This is a genomic window from Persicitalea sp., from assembly GCF_041751555.1.
Lineage (GTDB): Bacteria > Bacteroidota > Bacteroidia > Cytophagales > Spirosomataceae > Persicitalea.
In genome coordinates this window covers 1-16,897 of sequence record NZ_JBGSXF010000189.1, presented here as the reverse complement: position 1 = coordinate 16,897, position 16,897 = coordinate 1, and the positions used below count along the sequence as shown (strand labels likewise).

The window sequence follows — 16,897 nt, the reverse complement described above, 5'->3', positions numbered from 1 at the left end:
TCGACATCGACCGGGCGCGTTTTTCCGTTGATTTTCAGATTATATTTTGCCATGGAAGTGTTTTTTTGAATTGTGTAAAATACGGAAAAAATTTGACGGGTCAATTATCGTGGAGCGTACGGTATTCGTTGGGCGACTGTCTGACTGATTTTGTGCAAAGTAAACTCTACCGCATATCTGTTTGAAGCCCTTTATTCTAATTCAAAAGAAACGGTACTATTTCCCGAACCTAATGCGGATGTCAAGCCTGTTACATCATCTATCATACCTAATTTAGTGTAGCTGTAAGGGGTTGAAAAGATTTTATAAAACAGAACCAAAGTCTTTGAACCATAAAGCATTAACTCTCCATTTTTTATCGACCCAGGATTAGACGAGTTTGTCGAGAGACTATTTGACAAGTCGTAATATTTCTCATTGCCATTCAGCTCAGTCATATTAATGGTCAAAGGCAACATTTCCTTGAATGCTTTTGCCGAATTATTGTCTAATAGCGTAGCGGTAAAGGTCTGTGCGTTGACCTTTATTTTGATTTTACCATTCGGTGCCATAACGTTATCATTTTCCGTGCTAATATCACCCTCTTTTTTGCTGCAAGATGATGCACTGTTGACAAGGAGGGCCAGGAACAAAATCATTAAAAACGAATAGTTCATACTTCTTATCATTCCGGTCTTTTTTAAAGCTCCTGAGCGGTTGGACGGAAGATGATCTCATTGATATCTACCTCTTCGGGCTGACTGATCACAAAGGCAACTAAGGTTGCAAAAGAAGCAGGACTAAGGCCTACCGCTCCCACATAATCCTTATTTGCTTGTTGAACATCTGCCTCGCTGATGTGATCCAGCAGTTCTGTTTTTACGGCTCCCGGAGACACAATCGTGGTACGTATGTTGTAAGGTTTCACTTCCATGCGCAAGCCCTCGGATAAGGCCCTTACCGCAAATTTTGTGGCCGAATACACGGCAGATCCACCGAATATTTTATGACCGGCCACCGAAGCCGTGTTGATGATATGACCCGACTTTTGCTTTTTCATATGCGGAAGGACGGCTGCGATACCGTTGAGCACGCCTTTGATATTGACGTCTACCATTTGATCCCACTCATCCACTTTTAGACGATCCATGGGCGAAAGCGGCATAATACCCGCATTATTGAGAAGCACATCCACACGTCCGAATTTTTCAACGGCAGCATCGACTAGCTTCTTTACCTGATCCCGTTGAGTTACGTCGGTGGCAATGGCAAGTGCTTTTCCACCAATTTCCTGAATCTCGCCAGCCAGTTTTTCTATCTTGGCAGTTCTTCTGGCACCAATTACTACTGCAGCACCGAGCTGTGCCAGATGTCTTGCAGCAGCTTCGCCCAGACCACTGCTTGCTCCTGAAATTATAATTACTTTCCCTTCAATATTCATTTCGTTTTTTTAGTATTATTTATGAATATTTCAATTTTAATAAATTGCCTGAAATGGATTTATTGGACAGTTAATTAGCATTATGGACTTCATCTATTGCTGGTTTTATATATTCTATAATTCCTTATTCCGTATTAGGAACAATAATACTAAAATATTTCACCTATCACTTCAAATGTTTTTTCAGAAACGATATAACTTTTGTTCGGATATTTTCCACATCGAACATAGTACCGAAGTGAGGCGCATCGGGGACAATAATCAATTCATTCTCTACCCCTGCGGTTGTCAACCATCCATTTAAAAGTTTTGATTGTCTGTTCCAAACTATCTCATCATTTCCTCCATGAATAATCAAAAAAGGTGGGTCATTTTTATCAACATAGGTCACGGGGCTTGCAATTTTCGACAAATCTGGTCGCGCTATAGGTGTCGCTCCCAATAAGATGGCCTCAGGCGCTTTGGGATCTTCGCTACTTTTTAATGAAGTCAATTCCGAAGGTCCGTAAAAATCCACAACGGCCTTAAAGGCAAAATCATGGGATGTGTTGGGCATAAAGAAGTCATCAATTTGGTTATTGCCCGATAGGCCCTGCAAAGAAGCCAAATGTCCTCCTGCTGAGAAACCTATTAAAGCGAATCGTTCTTTGTCAAGCCCATACTTTTCAGCATTATCATATAAAAAAGAAACTGCTCTGTTGCAGTCTTGTATCTGGGCTGGAAAAATGGCCTGTGTTGCAAACCGGTAGTCTATAGAAGCGAGTGCAAAACCACTGCCAACTATTTCCGCCACCGTTTTTTTCATATAACCGATGTCGGCATATTTATCATTGACTAACCAGCCACCGCCGTGTACGAAGATGACAAGTGGCACTTTACTTTTCGCGTTTGGTGACAGATAAATATCAAGCAAGTGTTTGGTTAATGTATCATTGTTATAAGCTATGTTTCCGTGCAAAGTAGTGCCCTTGGGAAATATATCGATGACCGGATTGGTTTGTGATGCGGCAGTGGTCGATAATATCAATGAAAGAGAACCGAGAGCGTAAACAATTCGATGGATCATACTTATTAGATGTTAAAATAAATCAGTTTATGAATATCATTTTGATAAAGCAATTTGATATTGCTCATCGCTCACTTTCTCCATCCAGTCTACGACTTTTCCATCCAATTCCTCTTGTGTGGCGAAATGTGTCATTGCCATGGTTGCCGATGCTCCATGCCAATGCTTTTCGCCCCGAGCAAACCAAACTATATCACCAGGCCTGAGTTCTTCAATTGCACCACGCTCACGTTGGACTACCCCTATTCCAGACAATACAATTAATGTTTGCCCAAGTGGATGTGTGTGCCATGCGGTTCTTGAACCAGCTTCAAATGTTACTTCGGCCGCACCAGCACGTCTGTGTCCGTTTGGTTGATATAAATAGTTTATTCGAACTGGCCCCGTGAACCAATCTTCCGGGCCTTTAACCGATGGTTGAGAACCTAATCTGGTAATTTCCATTTACTTTAATTTTTTGATTGATACTGTTCATCCGTCACGGGCTCAAGCCATGTAACGAATCCATTTTCTGTTTTTGGCAGGATATACATTTGCGTAAGACTGTTATTTTCGGTTGCTCCATGCCAATGCTTTGTATTTGCCGGAACCTTAATGACGTCACCCTTTTTCATCGTTTGTCTTGGCTGCCCCTCCAATTGATGATATCCCTCACCATCGAGTACAATGAGTATTTGCCCACTTGGATGCAAGTGCCAATTTGATCTTGCACTTTTCTCGAAATAAACATTTCCCACCAGGGTGTTATAGATAGAATCATCTGCGACTAAGCCGAAATTGTAGGCGTTGCCTGTGAAATTTGTACCAGGACCCAGTTCACCCTTAGGAAAAATTGCTGTTTCATAAGGATTCGATCCCCTATTTTCTTGTTTTTCAGTTGTTGTTTGGCAGGCCTGCCCTGCCATCAGCAGGAGGGTAACTGCGAGCCCGATCACTTTTTTCATTTTTCTCTGGTTTAAATTTCTTTGATAATTTTTGCGGAGGTACCCCCTACGACAACATTGTCGGGTACGTCAGCAGAAACTACCGAACCCGCGGCAACCACCGAATTCTCGCCAATGGTTACGCCCTGTAAAATAGTAGCATTAGCCCCAATCCAGGCTTTCTTTTTGATGTGGATGGGTTTTGATACCAGCGACTGTCTGTTTTCGGGAGAAATGGGGTGGCTTTCGGAAAGCAAGCTGACTTTGGGAGCTAGCAATACGCCATCTTCGATAGTAATTCCTCCCATGTCTAGGAAAACACAATCGAAATTGATGAAGACGTCTTTACCTATCTTGGTATGCTTGCCGTAATTGATGTATAATGGTGTAAAAACAGCAACACTTTCGTCGATTTCGCTATCAGTAATTTGGCTCAGCAAACCCCTAATCTCCTTAGGGTCTGCTGCGTTGTTCATTCGCACGAGCAATTTTTTCGTATTGTATGAAGCCTCCCGCATTTTATAAGCTTGCGGGTCGTTGGGAGGAATGGTTTCTCCTTTCCTTAACCGCTCGAAAATATCTGGTATATCCATCTTTGTATGCTTTGATACAAAGGTCGGAAGGTATCAGTACTTCTGATTAAAGAAATTCAAACCAAATATTAATGAATTCAAACTTTCTCTAAGCGAGCGGAAGAAGGGCTGGTACCCGTTTGTTTCTTGAAGAAGTTATTGAAGTAAGTGGGATACTCAAATCCCAACGCGTAAGCAATTTCAGAAACATTCCAGGTGGTGTGTTGCAAAATGGCTTTGGCTTCGTTGACGATGCGCTCAGAAATGTGGGTGCTGGTGGTTTTTCCCGTGACTTCTTTGACGGCCCGGTTTAGGTAGTTGACGTGCACCGAAAGATTTTCTGCGTAGTCTTTGGCTGTCTTCAGGGGAAGCGGACGGTCAGGACTTTCCACGGGGAATTGTCTTTCCAGCAGTTCCAAAAAAACTGTGGTTAGTCGTTCGGCTGCACTTTTGGCTTGATTGAAATTCTGAGAAGGTTTCAGTTTTAAGGCTTCGTGCAGAATCAAATCGATGTAGTTGCGAATCAGATCGTCTTTAAATTCATAGTCAGACTGTTGCTCCTCGATCATCTTCTGAAAAACACTATTTAGAAACAGTCGTTGATTTTCAGAAATTTCCAGAATCGGTGTGCCCCCTAGTTTGAATAAGGGGGATTTTTGCAAGGTTTCCGAACGTTTTCCTGGAACAAGAAAATCTTCGGAAAACAAAATCGTGTACCCGACATATTGGGTAGATAGCGTTTCCCAGGAATACGGAATGTTTGGATTTCCGAAAAACAAGATGGTACCTTCGGCGTCAAAACTCCGGTCGGCGTAGTGAATACGGCTTTTGCCAGTAGTCAAACAGATTTTGTAAAAATCCTTCCGGCTATATACCTTAGTGGCATTGCGATCTTTTTCAATCTGAAAGACGTTGAAGCCTTTTAGCTTCAATTCGTTATTGTATGTTGACAGGATTCTTGACATAAGACAAAGTTAAGAAATTCAAACAAACTGCGCTATTTGTTTAGGAAAATAAATGGCTAATCCGTGACTGTGTTATGAAATTTTCAACAAAAACAGTCCGCAAACGGACGTTTAACGGTTCTGGTAGGTCTCGCCGCCGTTGGTGACGCTGACCACCTGTCCCGGTGCAACGAACTCCTTTAAACCAGTAATATTGGTAGAACAATCCGTAATCCATATACCATGCGGACAAATCAGAGGGGCGACCTTTGTGTGAATTAAACCCAGAACAAATTGACAGATATGCAATAGCGAACATTAGGTACCAGCGGACTAGAGGTGTCTGCTCTGGGTTTGGGTTGTATGGGATTAAGCTTCGGCTACGGGCCTGCCACGGAGAAGGGAGAGGCCATCAAGCTCATTCGGACGGCATTTGAACTCGGTGTTACTTTTTTTGATACCGCCGAAGTTTACGGGCCGTTCACCGAACGAAGAACTGCTTGGCGAAGCGGTGGCACCATTCCGTGACCAGGTCGTGCTCGCCACTAAATTTGGTTTCAAACTCGAAGACGGGAAGGCCAATGGCGTAGACAGCCGTCCGGCAAATATTAAAGCCGTGGCAGAAGCTTCTCTTTTACGTGTGAAAACTGACGTCATCGACCTGTTTTACCAACATCGGGTTGACCCGAATGTACCCATCGAAGAGGTAGCAGGAGCCGTGAAAGAGTTGATTCAGGAAGGTAAGGTAAAGCACTTTGGTTTGTCAGAAGCCGGCGTCGAGACCATCCGACGGGTCCATGCGGTTCAGCAGGTAACGGCCCTGCAAAGCGAGTATTCTCTCTGGTGGCGGGAACCCGAGGAAGAAATATCGCCCACCCTGGAAGAACTGGGCATCGGCTTCGTGCCCTTCAGCCCATTGGGGAAAGGCTTTTTGACCGGAAAAATCGATGAGAATACATCCTTCGACAAGACCGACTTCCGCACTACCGTCCCCCGCTTCTCCGAAGAAAACCAGAAAGCCAACCAGGCCCTGGTGGACTTGCTGGGCAGGATGGCCGAAGAAAGTGGATCATCTACCGCCCAGATAGCCCTGGCCTGGATGTTGGCGCAAAAGCCCTGGATTGCGCCGATTCCCGACCGCTTCATCCATTCCAGATATCTTTGGATGCCATCTTTTGTAATGTTGCCGTTCATCCAGTGCCACCACACGCGTGGTTTGACCGATTTTACCTTCGCCCGTCCTGCCAAGCCATTGCCCCACGAGCGTCTGTGGTTCGCCATCAAGACCAGGAATCGAATAAAAGTACCGATCGGTCTAGAATATAGCCTGACGCGTAGAATTGCACAAGTGAGTGCCGTAGAATTTCGGTAATATTGCATAACACTATCGACAACGCTTAGACCCACGATACCATGAGCCAGATCAAAAAAGAAGACCTCAAGCAGGAAGTATTCGACCTGTACGACGACTACGCCCACGACCGCCTCGATCGGCGGGAATTTGCCCAGAGACTTTCGGCTTACGCCGTGGGCGGCATCACGGTTGCCTCGCTGATGAGTTTCCTCATGCCCGACTACCAGGGGAATATTCAGGTGAAACCCGACGACGCTCGTATCGAATCGGAATACATCACCTACCAGTCGCCCAAAGGTGGCGGCAAAATAAAGGCGTTGCTGTCAAAGCCCGCAGGCATGGGCAGGACATCCGGTGGTGTGGTAGTCGTCCACGAAAACCGGGGCTTGAACCCATATATCGAAGACGTAGGCCGACGCGTCGCGCTGGCCGGATTTGTCTCTATTGCGCCCGATGCCCTGACTCCGTTGGGCGGCTACCCTGGGAACGACGACGAGGGCCGCACCATGCAGAGCAAGCGCGATAAGGACGAAATGCTGGAAGATTTCATCGCCGCATACGACTACCTGAAAAACAGCAAAGACTGCAACGGCAAAGTTGGGGTAGTAGGCTTCTGCTTCGGCGGTGGTATTTCCAACCTCATGGCCGTGCGACTACCGGAACTGGCCGCTTCGGTACCCTTCTACGGCGGACAACCCGCCGCCGAGGACGTTCCCAAAATTCAAGCCCCTCTGCTGCTGCACTATGCTGAGTTGGACACGCGCGTGAACGCGGGATGGCCCGCCTACGAGGAGGCTTTGAAAAAGCATGACAAACAGTACACGGCTCGCATGTACGAAGGAGCCAACCACGGCTTCCACAATGATACCACGCCCCGCTACGACAAAGCCGCCGCCGAGCTGGCGTGGCAGCGGACGATTGGGTTTTTCAAGGAGGAGTTGGCGTAAGGCGTCCTCTTCAAGGCAGGAAAGCAAATCTATTCCCTCGGGGAACTGTGGGTGGAAACGGCTCGCCACTGTCCGCCAATTTTCTTAAACACATCCGTGAAGCGCAATCGCGAAACATTCGTTTTGCCATTGTCGTTGCTTCGCATGGTTTCCTTACCGCTAACGATAACGACATCTTCCGTAATCTCACGGATTTGCAGGTCTTCTAGATCCAGTCCGCCTAGGCCCGTAGTGGGTAGGTCAGCGGTGAGGTCAAACACAGGCTTGGTACCCAGTGTTCCGTCTTTGCCCTCGGCTTAAGTCCAGTCGGTAGTAAGAATAGCATCGACTTCGGCGGGATTGGGATAAATCATCGCCATTTTCCAACGGGACAAGGCGGACAGAACCTCTTTTTCTGTGGCGCTGAGTTGAGAAGCAGCGGAAGACGCTTGTCGATTTTCCATTTCTCGGGTTGAATGTTTCTACCCGTGTTTCAGCGTAGCCTTATGGTGCGCTCTTGCACGGGCAAAAAAAGCTCCTAAATCCGCTTAAAAGCAAAGGTAATGGTATGTTTCAAATTGTCTGAAAGAAGCAGGTCGCTGACCCCCAGATTCATAATAGTAGCATTTACCGTCAGATCAACCGTCTGTGCAAAGGTACTGGTTGTCAGGATCAATTTATTGTTTTCCACTTTCCAGGTAGTAGTGTTATCGACTCCAATGAGATCATTTAATTCGTTTTTTGTGGCAGTACAAGTGGCCGGGGCGGTGATTTCAAGCGAATTGTTTGACTTGAAATTGTATGCAATCTTTGATGGGCATGTATCACCTGCTAGGGTATAGATGGCAAGGTAGTCACTGATACCACTGAAAGCCGGGACGATATTGATAGCAGTAATCTGCCAATTTCCCTCCACTCCGCTGGGAGTTGGATCAGAATCCTTTTTACAGGCGGTAAGACTTGCCAGGACGAAAACCATCACTAGGCATGAAGTCTGGGTGAATGGGCGTGTGGATCGAAAAATTTGCATCGTTTTGAGAATTTATATTGAGAGTGAAGAAGTTAACTAAATTATGAACTTGATAATCAGGTATCATTGTCCGAAGTTAAAAAAAGTATCGGAATTCTTTAAAACTAAGTTCGCCGTAGCGTTCTTCACGTCAAGTGCGTATAGCTTACAGGGTACACCACCCACTCAAAATAATAGGCCACTTGGAATGGCCTGCGTGGCCTAAAGCAGGCCTTTGAAGCAATTCTACTTACATAAAACCTTTCTGATTATTGAGATAACCCTGAGCCGAAAAATAGCGATAATCCCCAAGCTTATCGAATTGCCTTCACCGGGTCGGTAGGAATATAGAGGAATGTCGCCCGATCGGGTGCTCAATCAATAAGCCACCGAAAATCATTGAGTATCGTTTCCCGTTCTTCGGCAATGCGCTGCACCCGCTCACCCATATGAATAATAGCCCTCGGCAATGGCGCGTTGGGGTTGTGCCAACGCCGTTTGTCGTTCGGTAAAAAACCAAAAGCAGTTAATGGAGGGCCGAAGAACGGAAGAAGGAAGACATTCCTGAAAGTGCATACCTTAATAAAGGAAGATTAGGGTATTTTATTGTAATGATAGAAAAGGGGTGTTTATTTTTTACGCCATAGTCTTGTCTAAGACAAGTAACCGATAAGTTATATTAAAATATAAGTAACCGAATGGTTTCATATTAAAGTATATAAAATTACAGATTGAGGTCTGTTAACCCAATTCCGGGCCAGCAATCAAGAATTGTTTCTGTGGGGACGCTGGTGCAGCCCGGTCTTTCAAATACATTCTGGTAAATGATCTTTGCATCGAAAACCCAAGCGATACCAAGAGTTCTTTCAAGTCTTTTTTATCTTGTAAAATATCGAGTAAGGCAGGCTTACCAACGTAGTTTCTCAATACCGCCAGAATCAGTGTTTGGGCATCTTTGGTACTTTCGGCTGATAGGGGACCCAACTGCGTATAGTTGCTGCCAGATCTCCCAAACACGAAGCCTGACAACTTGGTTTCCCTTTCACTATACCAGGCTTTGTCCCCGTTCTTTTCCAGGAATTTGGCAAATAGCCGGGACCGATCGGCTCCAAAAGCTTCGTGCTCCATTTTTGTTAACTTACTCAGGTCTTCTTCCGTCACAGGCATTGCCGAATGATCGCCCTCGACTGGTGAAATTCCACCTAGTCGAGGTGTCACCATTCGATCTATAAATAGCTCTTCTCGAAAGCCTAACTTTTTGTACAGAGGCAACCCCTTGTCCGTAGCATCCAGTTTTATCGCCTGGCAATCTGATAATTTTTCGATAACGCTATTCAGCAAGCGCTTGCCCAAACCCAATCCACGAAAGTCCTGATCGACCAGCATCATCCCGATCCACGCAATCTCATTATTGTAGTTAGTTGCCGTAACCGTACCTACTACCTCGTCGTCGCAGGAAGCCACAAGACACAAATTCGGATCGAGTGCCAGCAGCATACGCCAATCGTCCTCGGTTTGATTCCAGTTTTCGGCACTTTTTAGTCGCATAGCTCCCGGAATATCAGCTTCTTGCAACTCTCGAATGATGGTGTTACTTGTACTCATTATCGTTATGTTTTTAGCGTGACGACCTTCCTCTGTCAGCACCATTTCAAATTGAGACGGGCGTGATCGAATATAGGCTGTTTACCCCTCCCCGAAAATCAGCGCCCATCCGACCACTATGGCATTGTAAGATACATGTAACAAGATGGCGTGGCGAAATGAAACAGTCAGCCGAACAACGGTCAAGGCTACTCCGGCGAAGAGCTGCGAGAGAAAGAGAAGTAGTACACCTAACGGAGTAAGTTGTTGTAGGTCAGATAATTTGTAATTATTCAGATGTATAGCACCGAATAATATAACAGAGCCTATAATGATTATCCAAAGCAGCGACTCATTGGTGGGGAGGTAGTTTTGGTAGATGACTAACAAAACAGTATGTATGATGATGGGATAAAACAGCCAAGTTAGCTTTCACCCCCCCACCAACCCCAACAACCCCTCCTTACCCAACGACTTAAAAAAGCCATCTCCGCTTGCGATCAAGTCCCCCGCCAACTTTGCCTTATTTTGCTGCATAACCATGATTTTCTCTTCCACCGTATCGGGACAAATCAGCCGCACAGCGATGACGTTTTTTTGCTGACCAATGCGGTAGCTGCGGTCGATGGCCTGATTTTCGACCGCCGGGTTCCACCACGGGTCCACGAGGAAGACGTAGTCGGCGGCGGTGAGGTTGAGGCCCGTGCCGCCCGCTTTAAGACTTATGAGAAACACGCGCGTCTCGTCGTCTTCCTGGAACTGGTGGATGACCTCGGGACGGTTGCGAGTTCGCCCCGTAAGGTAAGCGTACTTGATTTTTTCGCGCGTCAGTTCTTTTTTGATGAGATCCAGCATAGCGACGAACTGCGAAAAAACCAGCACTTTGTGGTGGCGCGTGATACCGCGCAGCTGCTCCGTCAACTGCTCGATTTTGGCGGAGGTATCGCCGTAAAGTTTTTCATCCTGGATAAGCAGCGGTGAGTTGCAGATCTGGCGCAGCTTGGTAATGCCGCGCAGCACATGCATCCCATTTCTCTGGATTTCTTCTTCCTTCTCGACGGAAATGTAGTCGCGGAATTCCCGCTCGTAGGCATCATAAACCTTGCGTTGCTCCGCTCCCATTTCGCAGTAGAGAATGACCTCCGTTTTATCAGGTAATTCGTGGGCGACTTCCTGCTTTGTGCGCCGTAACACAAACGGGCTCACGATCGACTGCAATCGCTCCGCGGCGCGCTTTTCCTTGAAGCGGTCAATGGGAATGGCGTGGGTGTTTTTGAAATACCGCCGACTACCCAGCAAACCCGGACAGGCGAACGACAACTGTGCGTAAAGGTCGAAGGTGTTGTTTTCGATGGGCGTCCCGGAAATGGCGATGCGGTTGCGGGCCTGCAACAGCCGGGCGGCTTTGTATCGTTGCGACGATACGTTCTTGATGTTCTGTGATTCATCGAGAAAAATATAGTCGAAGGCGTACTTTTTCAAAAAAACAATGTCCGAAATCAGTGTACCGTAAGTAGTAATGATGAGTTCGTACTCGTCAAATCGAGCCGTACTTTTGGCGCGACCGGGGCCGTGCAGAATATGTACTTTAATCGAAGGCGCAAACTTGTCGATTTCCTCCTGCCAATTATGAATCAGCGAAGTAGGTACAACCAGCAAATTTACGTTCCTGGCTGACTTTTTTCGTAACAGCAGAATGAAAGCAATGATTTGTAACGTTTTGCCCAGGCCCATGTCGTCGGCCAGGCAACCGCCAAAGCCGAAGTCGTCCAGGAAATTGAGCCAGCTCAGTCCCTGCTGCTGGTAGGGGCGCAGCGTCGCCTGCAATCCGGCAGGAATGGTGGCAGGAACGATTGCGTCGAAATCGCCTAGTTTTAGATTGTACTGGTTGATCTCATCCTGAGCCTTTTCGTCCAGCATCGCGGCGTCGAAAAGTTCAGAAATCGTCCGGTATTTGATCTTGGAAATCTGGATCGTCTCGTCGTCGTCGGCGATTTGGCCCGCGTTGAAATAGTCGGCCAGTTTGTGCAGCCATTCTTTGGGAATGATACCCGTCGTGCCGTCGTCCAGCAGCACAAACTTACTTTGGTTCTTGACCGATTTGTGTAGTTGTTTGAGCGATGCTTTTTTTCGGCCAAATCGCACCTTTACCAAAGCATTGAACCAGTTCAAGCCGCTGGCGACGTGGATGTTTATATTGGCTTTGTGGGGATTCTGGGTGTTGCCTTTCAATTCACTAAAACCTAATACCGTGATTCCCTGCGAGCGCCAGACTTCAAAGGCATCGAGAAACCAATCGGCGTCCAGAAAGCGGCGACGGTGCAGGTAAAAGTGCGGCAGTGGATTGTCCATCTGTTCCAGGAAATCGGGGTGCTGACCGATGAGCAGCACGATCAAATCGTCCTCCGCCCGCGCGTCACGCGGAATGCCGAAATACTTCCCGCGTCTGTCCTGCCCGAAAATCTGCCGCTTCGTCAGTACCGGAATCTCCACCTCGCCGTAGCGCATCACCGGGTTGATCAAGACGTACTCGCCGTGATCCGAAAGGTAGATTTGTTTCTCGGGGGCTTCGTCGAAGCCCCCACTTTTGCGCTGTGCTTTGGTACCAGGCTTTAGGTAGTTATGATCCACCATCACGTGGGCTTCCAGGTCGGGAAGTACGTTCAGTTGGAATTCCAGAAAATCATCGGCTGAAAGAAGCAGCGGTTGGCTCTGTTTTTTGAAGTAAGCCGCCGCCTCGAGTACTGGCGGCTGATCGCATAAGTACCAGGCGGCATCCAGGACGATGAAGTACCCGAATCGCAACGCCACCCGCGAGAGTGGGCAAAAAGCCCCGTCGAGCGTCAGGTCGCTTTGAATGTGGTAATGTTTTTCGCCTAAACTGATTTGTACTTTTAACTCGATCGCGGGCTGACTCACCGTCACGGGCGAGAGCGAACGAACCGAGATTTTTTCTGAAACCTGACTATCATGGTAATAGAATCCATGACCGAAAGGATTATTGATTAATGACTTGAAGGCCTCAGCGTCGGCGAGCGACTTTTCGTACACGCCCTGAAACTTAGCCAACGCTGCGTAGAATTTCAGGCCGTCCGGGTGGGGCGTATTCCACAGTAAGTCCAGCGGATTGACGGGTACGAACGGTCCGCGCAATTCGCCATCGGGGCCGGGCGAGTAGTCAATTAATTGGGTGTTGAAAAGGTCGTAGTACTTATGTTTGCCGATGACGACGATACGCTTTTGCGGAGCGTCATCATCGTCTTTTTCAGGCGGTTTATTGGCGACTAAGTACCGCAGTAGCGCGGCGTTTTCTTCTGATTTGATGGAACCAAGTTTACCGGATGTCATTAATTTCTCCTTGACTCAGATCACCCGTTTGGTAGCCTTTTTTGAACCAGAACATGCGTTGCTGCGAAGAGCCGTGCGTGAAGGCATCCGGTACTACGTAGCCCTGCGACTGCTTCTGCAACTTGTCGTCGCCAATGGCGTTGGCGGCGGTCAGGGCCGCTTCCAAATCGCCGGGTTCCAGGATATTTTGCATTTCCTGGGCACGATTGGCCCAAACGCCCGCCAGAAAATCGGCCTGTAGTTCCAGCTTTACGGACAGTTTGTTGTAATCGGTTTCAGACAAGCGCCCCCGCTGCTTCTGAACCTGGTCGGTGATGCCCATGAGATTCTGCACATGGTGGCCCACCTCGTGCGCGACGACGTAGGCCACGGCAAATTCGCCGGGAGCCTTGAAGCGTTCCCGCAGCAAGTCGCAGAAGGCCAAGTCGATATAGACCGTTTGATCCAGCGGACAGTAAAAAGGCCCCATCGCCGCCGAAGCCCCGCCGCAGGCACCCCGCGTGACGTTGTCGAATATTTGCAAAGTCGGCAGCTGGTAGCGGGCGCCGTTTTCAGCGTAGATTTTGGTCCAAACATCCTCGGTGCTGCCCAATACGGCTTTCACGAAATCCGCCATTTGGTCGTCGGCGCGTGCCCCAGGTGGCCGGGTGCCGACCTGCTGCTGCTGGCTTTGGCTACCCTGTATGTTGGAAAGAATTTCGGCCGGATCTTGACCCGACAAAAGGCCAAAAACGACTACGATGATTACTCCCAGGCCACCAATGGCCACTTTGCCGCCGCCGGACATACCACGACGGTCGTCCACATTGCTACTTCTTCGTAAGTCTTGCCAGCGCATACTATTTTATATTTAGAGGTTGAGTGGCTTTTCGTATAAATACTTTGCCAAAGCTGTCTTTTTATAATTTCAAAAATAATCATTTTTTACTCATCTCGTTTCCGATAGGGTTATTACCCCAAAACGTTTTGACAGATTGTGGCATCCTTTTTAAAATTTCCTTACCTTTGCCAGCCCAAATCAGAAAAACCGATTGTTTTTAGAGCTATAAATTTGATACTGAGATGAAACGTACTTACCAACCCTCCAAGCGCAAACGCCGCAATAAGCACGGATTTATGGAGCGCATGTCCACCGCCAGCGGTCGGAATGTGATTAAGCGTCGCCGCGCTAAGGGCCGTCACAAGCTGAGCGTCTCTGACGAGAAGCGTCATAAGCAATAAAGAAAGGCTGTTGGGCTGGCGTCAGATTAAGATGGCTTGATGATTTTCTTCACCAGCTATTTTTAGGACAAGAGCTTGAAAAAGACTTTCAAAAAAGACGAAAAATTACGAAGCCGGTCGATTATCGATCGGCTTTTTAAGCGTGGTAACCCCGAAGTCCAAACTTTCTATCTCTTTCCATTTCGGGTACTGTATGTCGAGAATGCGACGCTTGACGTCCGACTTTTGACCGAAGAAGAGACGGAAAATGACGAGTTAATCTCCGCCCCTCTCATGCCTCAGGTGCTTTTTTCGGTATCTAAGCGTAACTTTAAGCGAGCCGTGGATCGTAACCTCATCCGCCGCCGCTGCCGCGAAGCGTACCGTCTGCAAAAGCACATTCTGAGCCAAAATTCCCAGACCACTCCGGCTGCATCTGTGGCTTTTCTGTATCTTGCAAAAGAAATCAGCCGCTACGACGTTATTGAAAAGTCGATGATAAAGGTCTTGCAAAAAATGGCCGATTCGACTTCTCCCTGAAATTTTTGTAAAAACTTAAAGAAAGCTGAAAGCCGATAGCCTTGTCAGGCTGAGCGTAGCCGAAGCCCGACCGCCAACTTATGAAAAAACACTTCCGCTCCCTTTGGCTCGCCGTTCCCGTGGCAGTTGGCCTCCTGTTCGTTTCCTTCAAACAGGACGATCGCTTGTTCGAGATCGCCCGCAACCTCGACATCTACGCCACGCTGTTCAAAGAATTGAACGCCTATTACGTGGACGAGGTGAACCCCAACACCCTCATCAAGACCAGCATCGACCAGATGCTGAAAACTCTCGACCCCTACACCAACTTCTACGCCGAGGACGACATCGAGGACTACATGACGATGACCACCGGAAAGTACAATGGCATAGGCGCGGTGGTCAGTTCGGCGGAAGAGAAGTACACCATCATGATGATTTACGAGGACACGCCCGCTCAGAAGGCGGGTTTGCAATTAGGTGATGAAATCCTAAAAATCGACGGCATCGACCTTTCGACGCTGGCTGACTCCGATCCGGGCAAGCTGCTGCGCGGACAGACCAACTCGACCACGAAGCTGACCATCAAGCGCTACGGTGTGCAGAAGCCGATGGAAATTCCTGTGAGTCGTGATGTGGTGAAGGTGACCAACGTGCCTTACTACGGTATGATCGACGAGGAGGTGGGCTACATTGACTTGAAGGATTTTACCGCCACCGCCTCGCGGGAAGTGCGTAATGCTTTCCAGGAATTGAAGGGTAAGGGCATGAAAAAGCTGATTCTCGACGTGCGCGAGAATCCGGGTGGACTCCTGAATATGTCCATCGAAATTGCCAACGTATTTATTCCGAAGGGCGAAGAGATTGTTTCGACCAAAGGAAAGGTGACCGAGTGGAACAAGACGTACTCGGCTTATAATCCCGCGCTGGATACCGAAATTCCGCTGGTAGTGTTGGCCAATAACCGCTCAGCCTCGGCGGCCGAAATTGTGTCGGGCGTGATTCAGGATTACGATCGCGGTGTACTGATCGGGCAGCGCACTTATGGCAAAGGCTTGGTACAAACTACCCGCGATCTATCGTACAACACCAAGATGAAGATCACGACCGCCAAGTACTACATTCCGAGCGGTCGCTGCATTCAGGCGATAGACTACAGCCACCGCAATGAAGACGGTAGCGTGGGCAAAGTACCCGACTCACTTCAAACGGCCTTCACGACGCGCAACGGCCGGGTAGTTTACGACGGTGGCGGTGTGTTGCCCGATATCCTGACCGAAAAAGAAACCCACTCGCCCCTGGCCAGTACCTTGGCCCGCAAGCGATTGCTGTTTAACTACGCTGTAAAGTACCACTCCGAGCATCCGACCATCAAGCCCGCCCGTGAGTTCCGCGTGACCGACGCCGATTATCAGAACTTCACAAAATGGTTGGCCGATAAAGAGTACACCTACACTACGCAGGTGGACAAGGATTTGACGGAGTTGGAGGAAGCGGCCAAAAAGGAAAAGTCCTATAAAACGATTGAGGAACAGTTGAAGGCTCTGAAAAGCAAACTCACGCACAATAAGGAGAACGATCTGCAAATCCACAAGGACGAACTTATGGCCCTCTTGCAGGAAGAAATCGTAAAGCACTACTATCTAGAAAAAGGCATGAAGGAGGCATCGTTCAGCAACGACGCCGAAATGAAAGCAGCCCTGGCGCTTTACAAAGACATGGACCGCTACAAGAGCTTGCTAAAACCAACGAAGTAGTTTTTGGCGAAGCTAACGCGTCTACAACCGCTTCACCTCAATCCAAATATCCGTGTTGCGCCCCTTGTCGTCGCTGCACGAAATCTTGACGCGGCCCGGCGGTGGACTCATAAATACCGCTTCCGTCGGGCCGCTTTTTTGGTAGAGTTTATCATTGACGTACCAAAAAATTTCCTCCACATTATTCGCCGCCTGGCAGCTCAGCAGTAGTTGCTGTGGCTCATCGGTGCGGAGGTAGTATTCGCTGCCCTGATTCGGACTCACGATAAGTGGCG

The 16,897-nt window shown here is 48.0% G+C and carries 17 protein-coding genes and 3 pseudogenes; 5 read left to right on the top strand and 15 right to left on the bottom strand.

The window, feature by feature from the left end; translation table 11 throughout:
- Positions 1–191: 191 nt before the first annotated feature.
- The 7 genes from ACEW8P_RS06670 to ACEW8P_RS06640 all read right to left on the bottom strand — a co-directional run bounded on the left by ACEW8P_RS06670 (position 192) and on the right by ACEW8P_RS06640 (position 4,946).
- Positions 192–656, bottom strand: coding sequence for a cyclophilin-like fold protein (locus ACEW8P_RS06670; protein ID WP_373512318.1), 465 nt, complete (start codon positions 654–656; stop codon positions 192–194).
- Between the two features lie 23 nt (positions 657–679).
- The gene (locus ACEW8P_RS06665; protein ID WP_373512317.1) at positions 680–1,420 is read right to left on the bottom strand and encodes an SDR family oxidoreductase; all 741 of its coding nucleotides are present in this window, start codon (positions 1,418–1,420) and stop codon (positions 680–682) included.
- A gap of 166 nt (positions 1,421–1,586) precedes the next feature.
- A complete protein-coding gene (locus ACEW8P_RS06660) occupies positions 1,587–2,486 on the bottom strand; it encodes an alpha/beta hydrolase fold domain-containing protein (protein WP_373512316.1) in 900 nt (299 codons plus the stop codon).
- A gap of 36 nt (positions 2,487–2,522) precedes the next feature.
- On the bottom strand, positions 2,523–2,930 hold the full coding sequence (locus tag ACEW8P_RS06655; RefSeq protein WP_373512315.1) for a cupin domain-containing protein: 408 nt from the start codon (positions 2,928–2,930) through the stop codon (positions 2,523–2,525).
- A gap of 5 nt (positions 2,931–2,935) precedes the next feature.
- Complete coding sequence (locus tag ACEW8P_RS06650) at positions 2,936–3,430, bottom strand: cupin domain-containing protein (protein WP_373512314.1); 495 nt, start codon at positions 3,428–3,430, stop codon at positions 2,936–2,938.
- 11 nt (positions 3,431–3,441) lie between these two features.
- Positions 3,442–4,002 (bottom strand): sugar O-acetyltransferase, encoded by a 561-nt coding sequence (locus tag ACEW8P_RS06645; RefSeq protein ID WP_373512313.1) that lies wholly within the window; start codon positions 4,000–4,002, stop codon positions 3,442–3,444.
- A 77-nt stretch (positions 4,003–4,079) separates the two neighbouring features.
- The gene (locus tag ACEW8P_RS06640; protein WP_373512312.1) at positions 4,080–4,946 is read right to left on the bottom strand and encodes a helix-turn-helix domain-containing protein; all 867 of its coding nucleotides are present in this window, start codon (positions 4,944–4,946) and stop codon (positions 4,080–4,082) included.
- A gap of 342 nt (positions 4,947–5,288) precedes the next feature.
- On the opposite strand from ACEW8P_RS06640, the pseudogene ACEW8P_RS06635 reads away from it, so the two are divergent.
- A pseudogene (locus tag ACEW8P_RS06635) lies at positions 5,289–6,060 on the top strand (aldo/keto reductase); the annotation flags it as partial.
- Positions 6,061–6,074: 14 nt separating this feature from the next.
- On the opposite strand, the pseudogene ACEW8P_RS06630 reads toward ACEW8P_RS06635, so the two are convergent.
- Positions 6,075–6,119: pseudogene (locus ACEW8P_RS06630) on the bottom strand (hypothetical protein); the annotation flags it as partial.
- A 219-nt stretch (positions 6,120–6,338) separates the two neighbouring features.
- Here ACEW8P_RS06630 and ACEW8P_RS06625 point away from each other — a divergent pair.
- Positions 6,339–7,226: a dienelactone hydrolase family protein gene (locus ACEW8P_RS06625; protein ID WP_373512311.1), complete on the top strand. Its 888-nt coding sequence runs from the start codon at positions 6,339–6,341 to the stop codon at positions 7,224–7,226.
- A 29-nt stretch (positions 7,227–7,255) separates the two neighbouring features.
- On the opposite strand, the gene ACEW8P_RS06620 is transcribed toward ACEW8P_RS06625, so the two are convergent.
- The 6 genes from ACEW8P_RS06620 to ACEW8P_RS06595 all read right to left on the bottom strand — a co-directional run bounded on the left by ACEW8P_RS06620 (position 7,256) and on the right by ACEW8P_RS06595 (position 13,984).
- Positions 7,256–7,486 (bottom strand): nuclear transport factor 2 family protein, encoded by a 231-nt coding sequence (locus ACEW8P_RS06620; protein ID WP_373512310.1) that lies wholly within the window; start codon positions 7,484–7,486, stop codon positions 7,256–7,258.
- A 36-nt stretch (positions 7,487–7,522) separates the two neighbouring features.
- Positions 7,523–7,669 (bottom strand): hypothetical protein, encoded by a 147-nt coding sequence (locus ACEW8P_RS06615; RefSeq protein WP_373512309.1) that lies wholly within the window; start codon positions 7,667–7,669, stop codon positions 7,523–7,525.
- 74 nt (positions 7,670–7,743) lie between these two features.
- A complete protein-coding gene (locus ACEW8P_RS06610) occupies positions 7,744–8,184 on the bottom strand; it encodes a lipocalin family protein (RefSeq protein ID WP_373512308.1) in 441 nt (146 codons plus the stop codon).
- Between the two features lie 771 nt (positions 8,185–8,955).
- On the bottom strand, positions 8,956–9,819 hold the full coding sequence (locus ACEW8P_RS06605; RefSeq protein WP_373512307.1) for a GNAT family N-acetyltransferase: 864 nt from the start codon (positions 9,817–9,819) through the stop codon (positions 8,956–8,958).
- Positions 9,820–10,230: 411 nt separating this feature from the next.
- Positions 10,231–13,146: a DEAD/DEAH box helicase gene (locus ACEW8P_RS06600; RefSeq protein WP_373512306.1), complete on the bottom strand. Its 2,916-nt coding sequence runs from the start codon at positions 13,144–13,146 to the stop codon at positions 10,231–10,233.
- On the bottom strand, positions 13,133–13,984 hold the full coding sequence (locus tag ACEW8P_RS06595; RefSeq protein ID WP_373512305.1) for a neutral zinc metallopeptidase: 852 nt from the start codon (positions 13,982–13,984) through the stop codon (positions 13,133–13,135). Before ACEW8P_RS06595 ends, ACEW8P_RS06600 begins: the two co-directional genes overlap by 14 nt.
- A 224-nt stretch (positions 13,985–14,208) precedes the next feature.
- On the opposite strand from ACEW8P_RS06595, the gene rpmH reads away from it, so the two are divergent.
- From rpmH to ACEW8P_RS06580, 3 genes are all read left to right on the top strand, one after another.
- Positions 14,209–14,367 (top strand): 50S ribosomal protein L34, encoded by a 159-nt coding sequence (rpmH, locus tag ACEW8P_RS06590; protein WP_373512304.1) that lies wholly within the window; start codon positions 14,209–14,211, stop codon positions 14,365–14,367.
- Between the two features lie 75 nt (positions 14,368–14,442).
- The gene (locus ACEW8P_RS06585) at positions 14,443–14,886 is read left to right on the top strand and encodes a ribonuclease P protein component (RefSeq protein ID WP_373512303.1); all 444 of its coding nucleotides are present in this window, start codon (positions 14,443–14,445) and stop codon (positions 14,884–14,886) included.
- Between the two features lie 80 nt (positions 14,887–14,966).
- Positions 14,967–16,622 carry a S41 family peptidase gene (locus ACEW8P_RS06580; RefSeq protein ID WP_373512302.1) on the top strand — a complete coding sequence of 552 codons (1,656 nt, stop codon included), beginning with the start codon at positions 14,967–14,969 and terminating at the stop codon, positions 16,620–16,622.
- 21 nt (positions 16,623–16,643) lie between these two features.
- Here the strand turns inward: ACEW8P_RS06580 and ACEW8P_RS06575 are convergent.
- Positions 16,644–16,897, bottom strand: a pseudogene (locus ACEW8P_RS06575) (penicillin-binding protein 1C); the annotation flags it as partial.

Excerpts from the sequence above, each read along its gene's own strand:
- ACEW8P_RS06655 (WP_373512315.1), bottom strand. The coding sequence starts at position 2,930 with ATGGAAATTACCAGATTAGGTTCTCAACCATCGGTTAAAGGCCCGGAA.
- ACEW8P_RS06595 (WP_373512305.1), bottom strand. The coding sequence starts at position 13,984 with ATGCGCTGGCAAGACTTACGAAGAAGTAGCAATGTGGACGACCGTCGT.
- ACEW8P_RS06665 (WP_373512317.1), bottom strand. The coding sequence starts at position 1,420 with ATGAATATTGAAGGGAAAGTAATTATAATTTCAGGAGCAAGCAGTGGT.
- ACEW8P_RS06580 (WP_373512302.1), top strand. The coding sequence starts at position 14,967 with ATGAAAAAACACTTCCGCTCCCTTTGGCTCGCCGTTCCCGTGGCAGTT.
- ACEW8P_RS06650 (WP_373512314.1), bottom strand. The coding sequence starts at position 3,430 with ATGAAAAAAGTGATCGGGCTCGCAGTTACCCTCCTGCTGATGGCAGGG.
- ACEW8P_RS06660 (WP_373512316.1), bottom strand. The coding sequence starts at position 2,486 with ATGATCCATCGAATTGTTTACGCTCTCGGTTCTCTTTCATTGATATTA.
- ACEW8P_RS06645 (WP_373512313.1), bottom strand. The coding sequence starts at position 4,002 with ATGGATATACCAGATATTTTCGAGCGGTTAAGGAAAGGAGAAACCATT.
- ACEW8P_RS06605 (WP_373512307.1), bottom strand. The coding sequence starts at position 9,819 with ATGAGTACAAGTAACACCATCATTCGAGAGTTGCAAGAAGCTGATATT.
- ACEW8P_RS06615 (WP_373512309.1), bottom strand. The coding sequence starts at position 7,669 with ATGGAAAATCGACAAGCGTCTTCCGCTGCTTCTCAACTCAGCGCCACA.
- ACEW8P_RS06670 (WP_373512318.1), bottom strand. The coding sequence starts at position 656 with ATGAACTATTCGTTTTTAATGATTTTGTTCCTGGCCCTCCTTGTCAAC.
- ACEW8P_RS06610 (WP_373512308.1), bottom strand. The coding sequence starts at position 8,184 with ATGGTTTTCGTCCTGGCAAGTCTTACCGCCTGTAAAAAGGATTCTGAT.
- ACEW8P_RS06600 (WP_373512306.1), bottom strand. The coding sequence starts at position 13,146 with ATGACATCCGGTAAACTTGGTTCCATCAAATCAGAAGAAAACGCCGCG.
- ACEW8P_RS06625 (WP_373512311.1), top strand. The coding sequence starts at position 6,339 with ATGAGCCAGATCAAAAAAGAAGACCTCAAGCAGGAAGTATTCGACCTG.
- rpmH (WP_373512304.1), top strand. The coding sequence starts at position 14,209 with ATGAAACGTACTTACCAACCCTCCAAGCGCAAACGCCGCAATAAGCAC.
- ACEW8P_RS06640 (WP_373512312.1), bottom strand. The coding sequence starts at position 4,946 with ATGTCAAGAATCCTGTCAACATACAATAACGAATTGAAGCTAAAAGGC.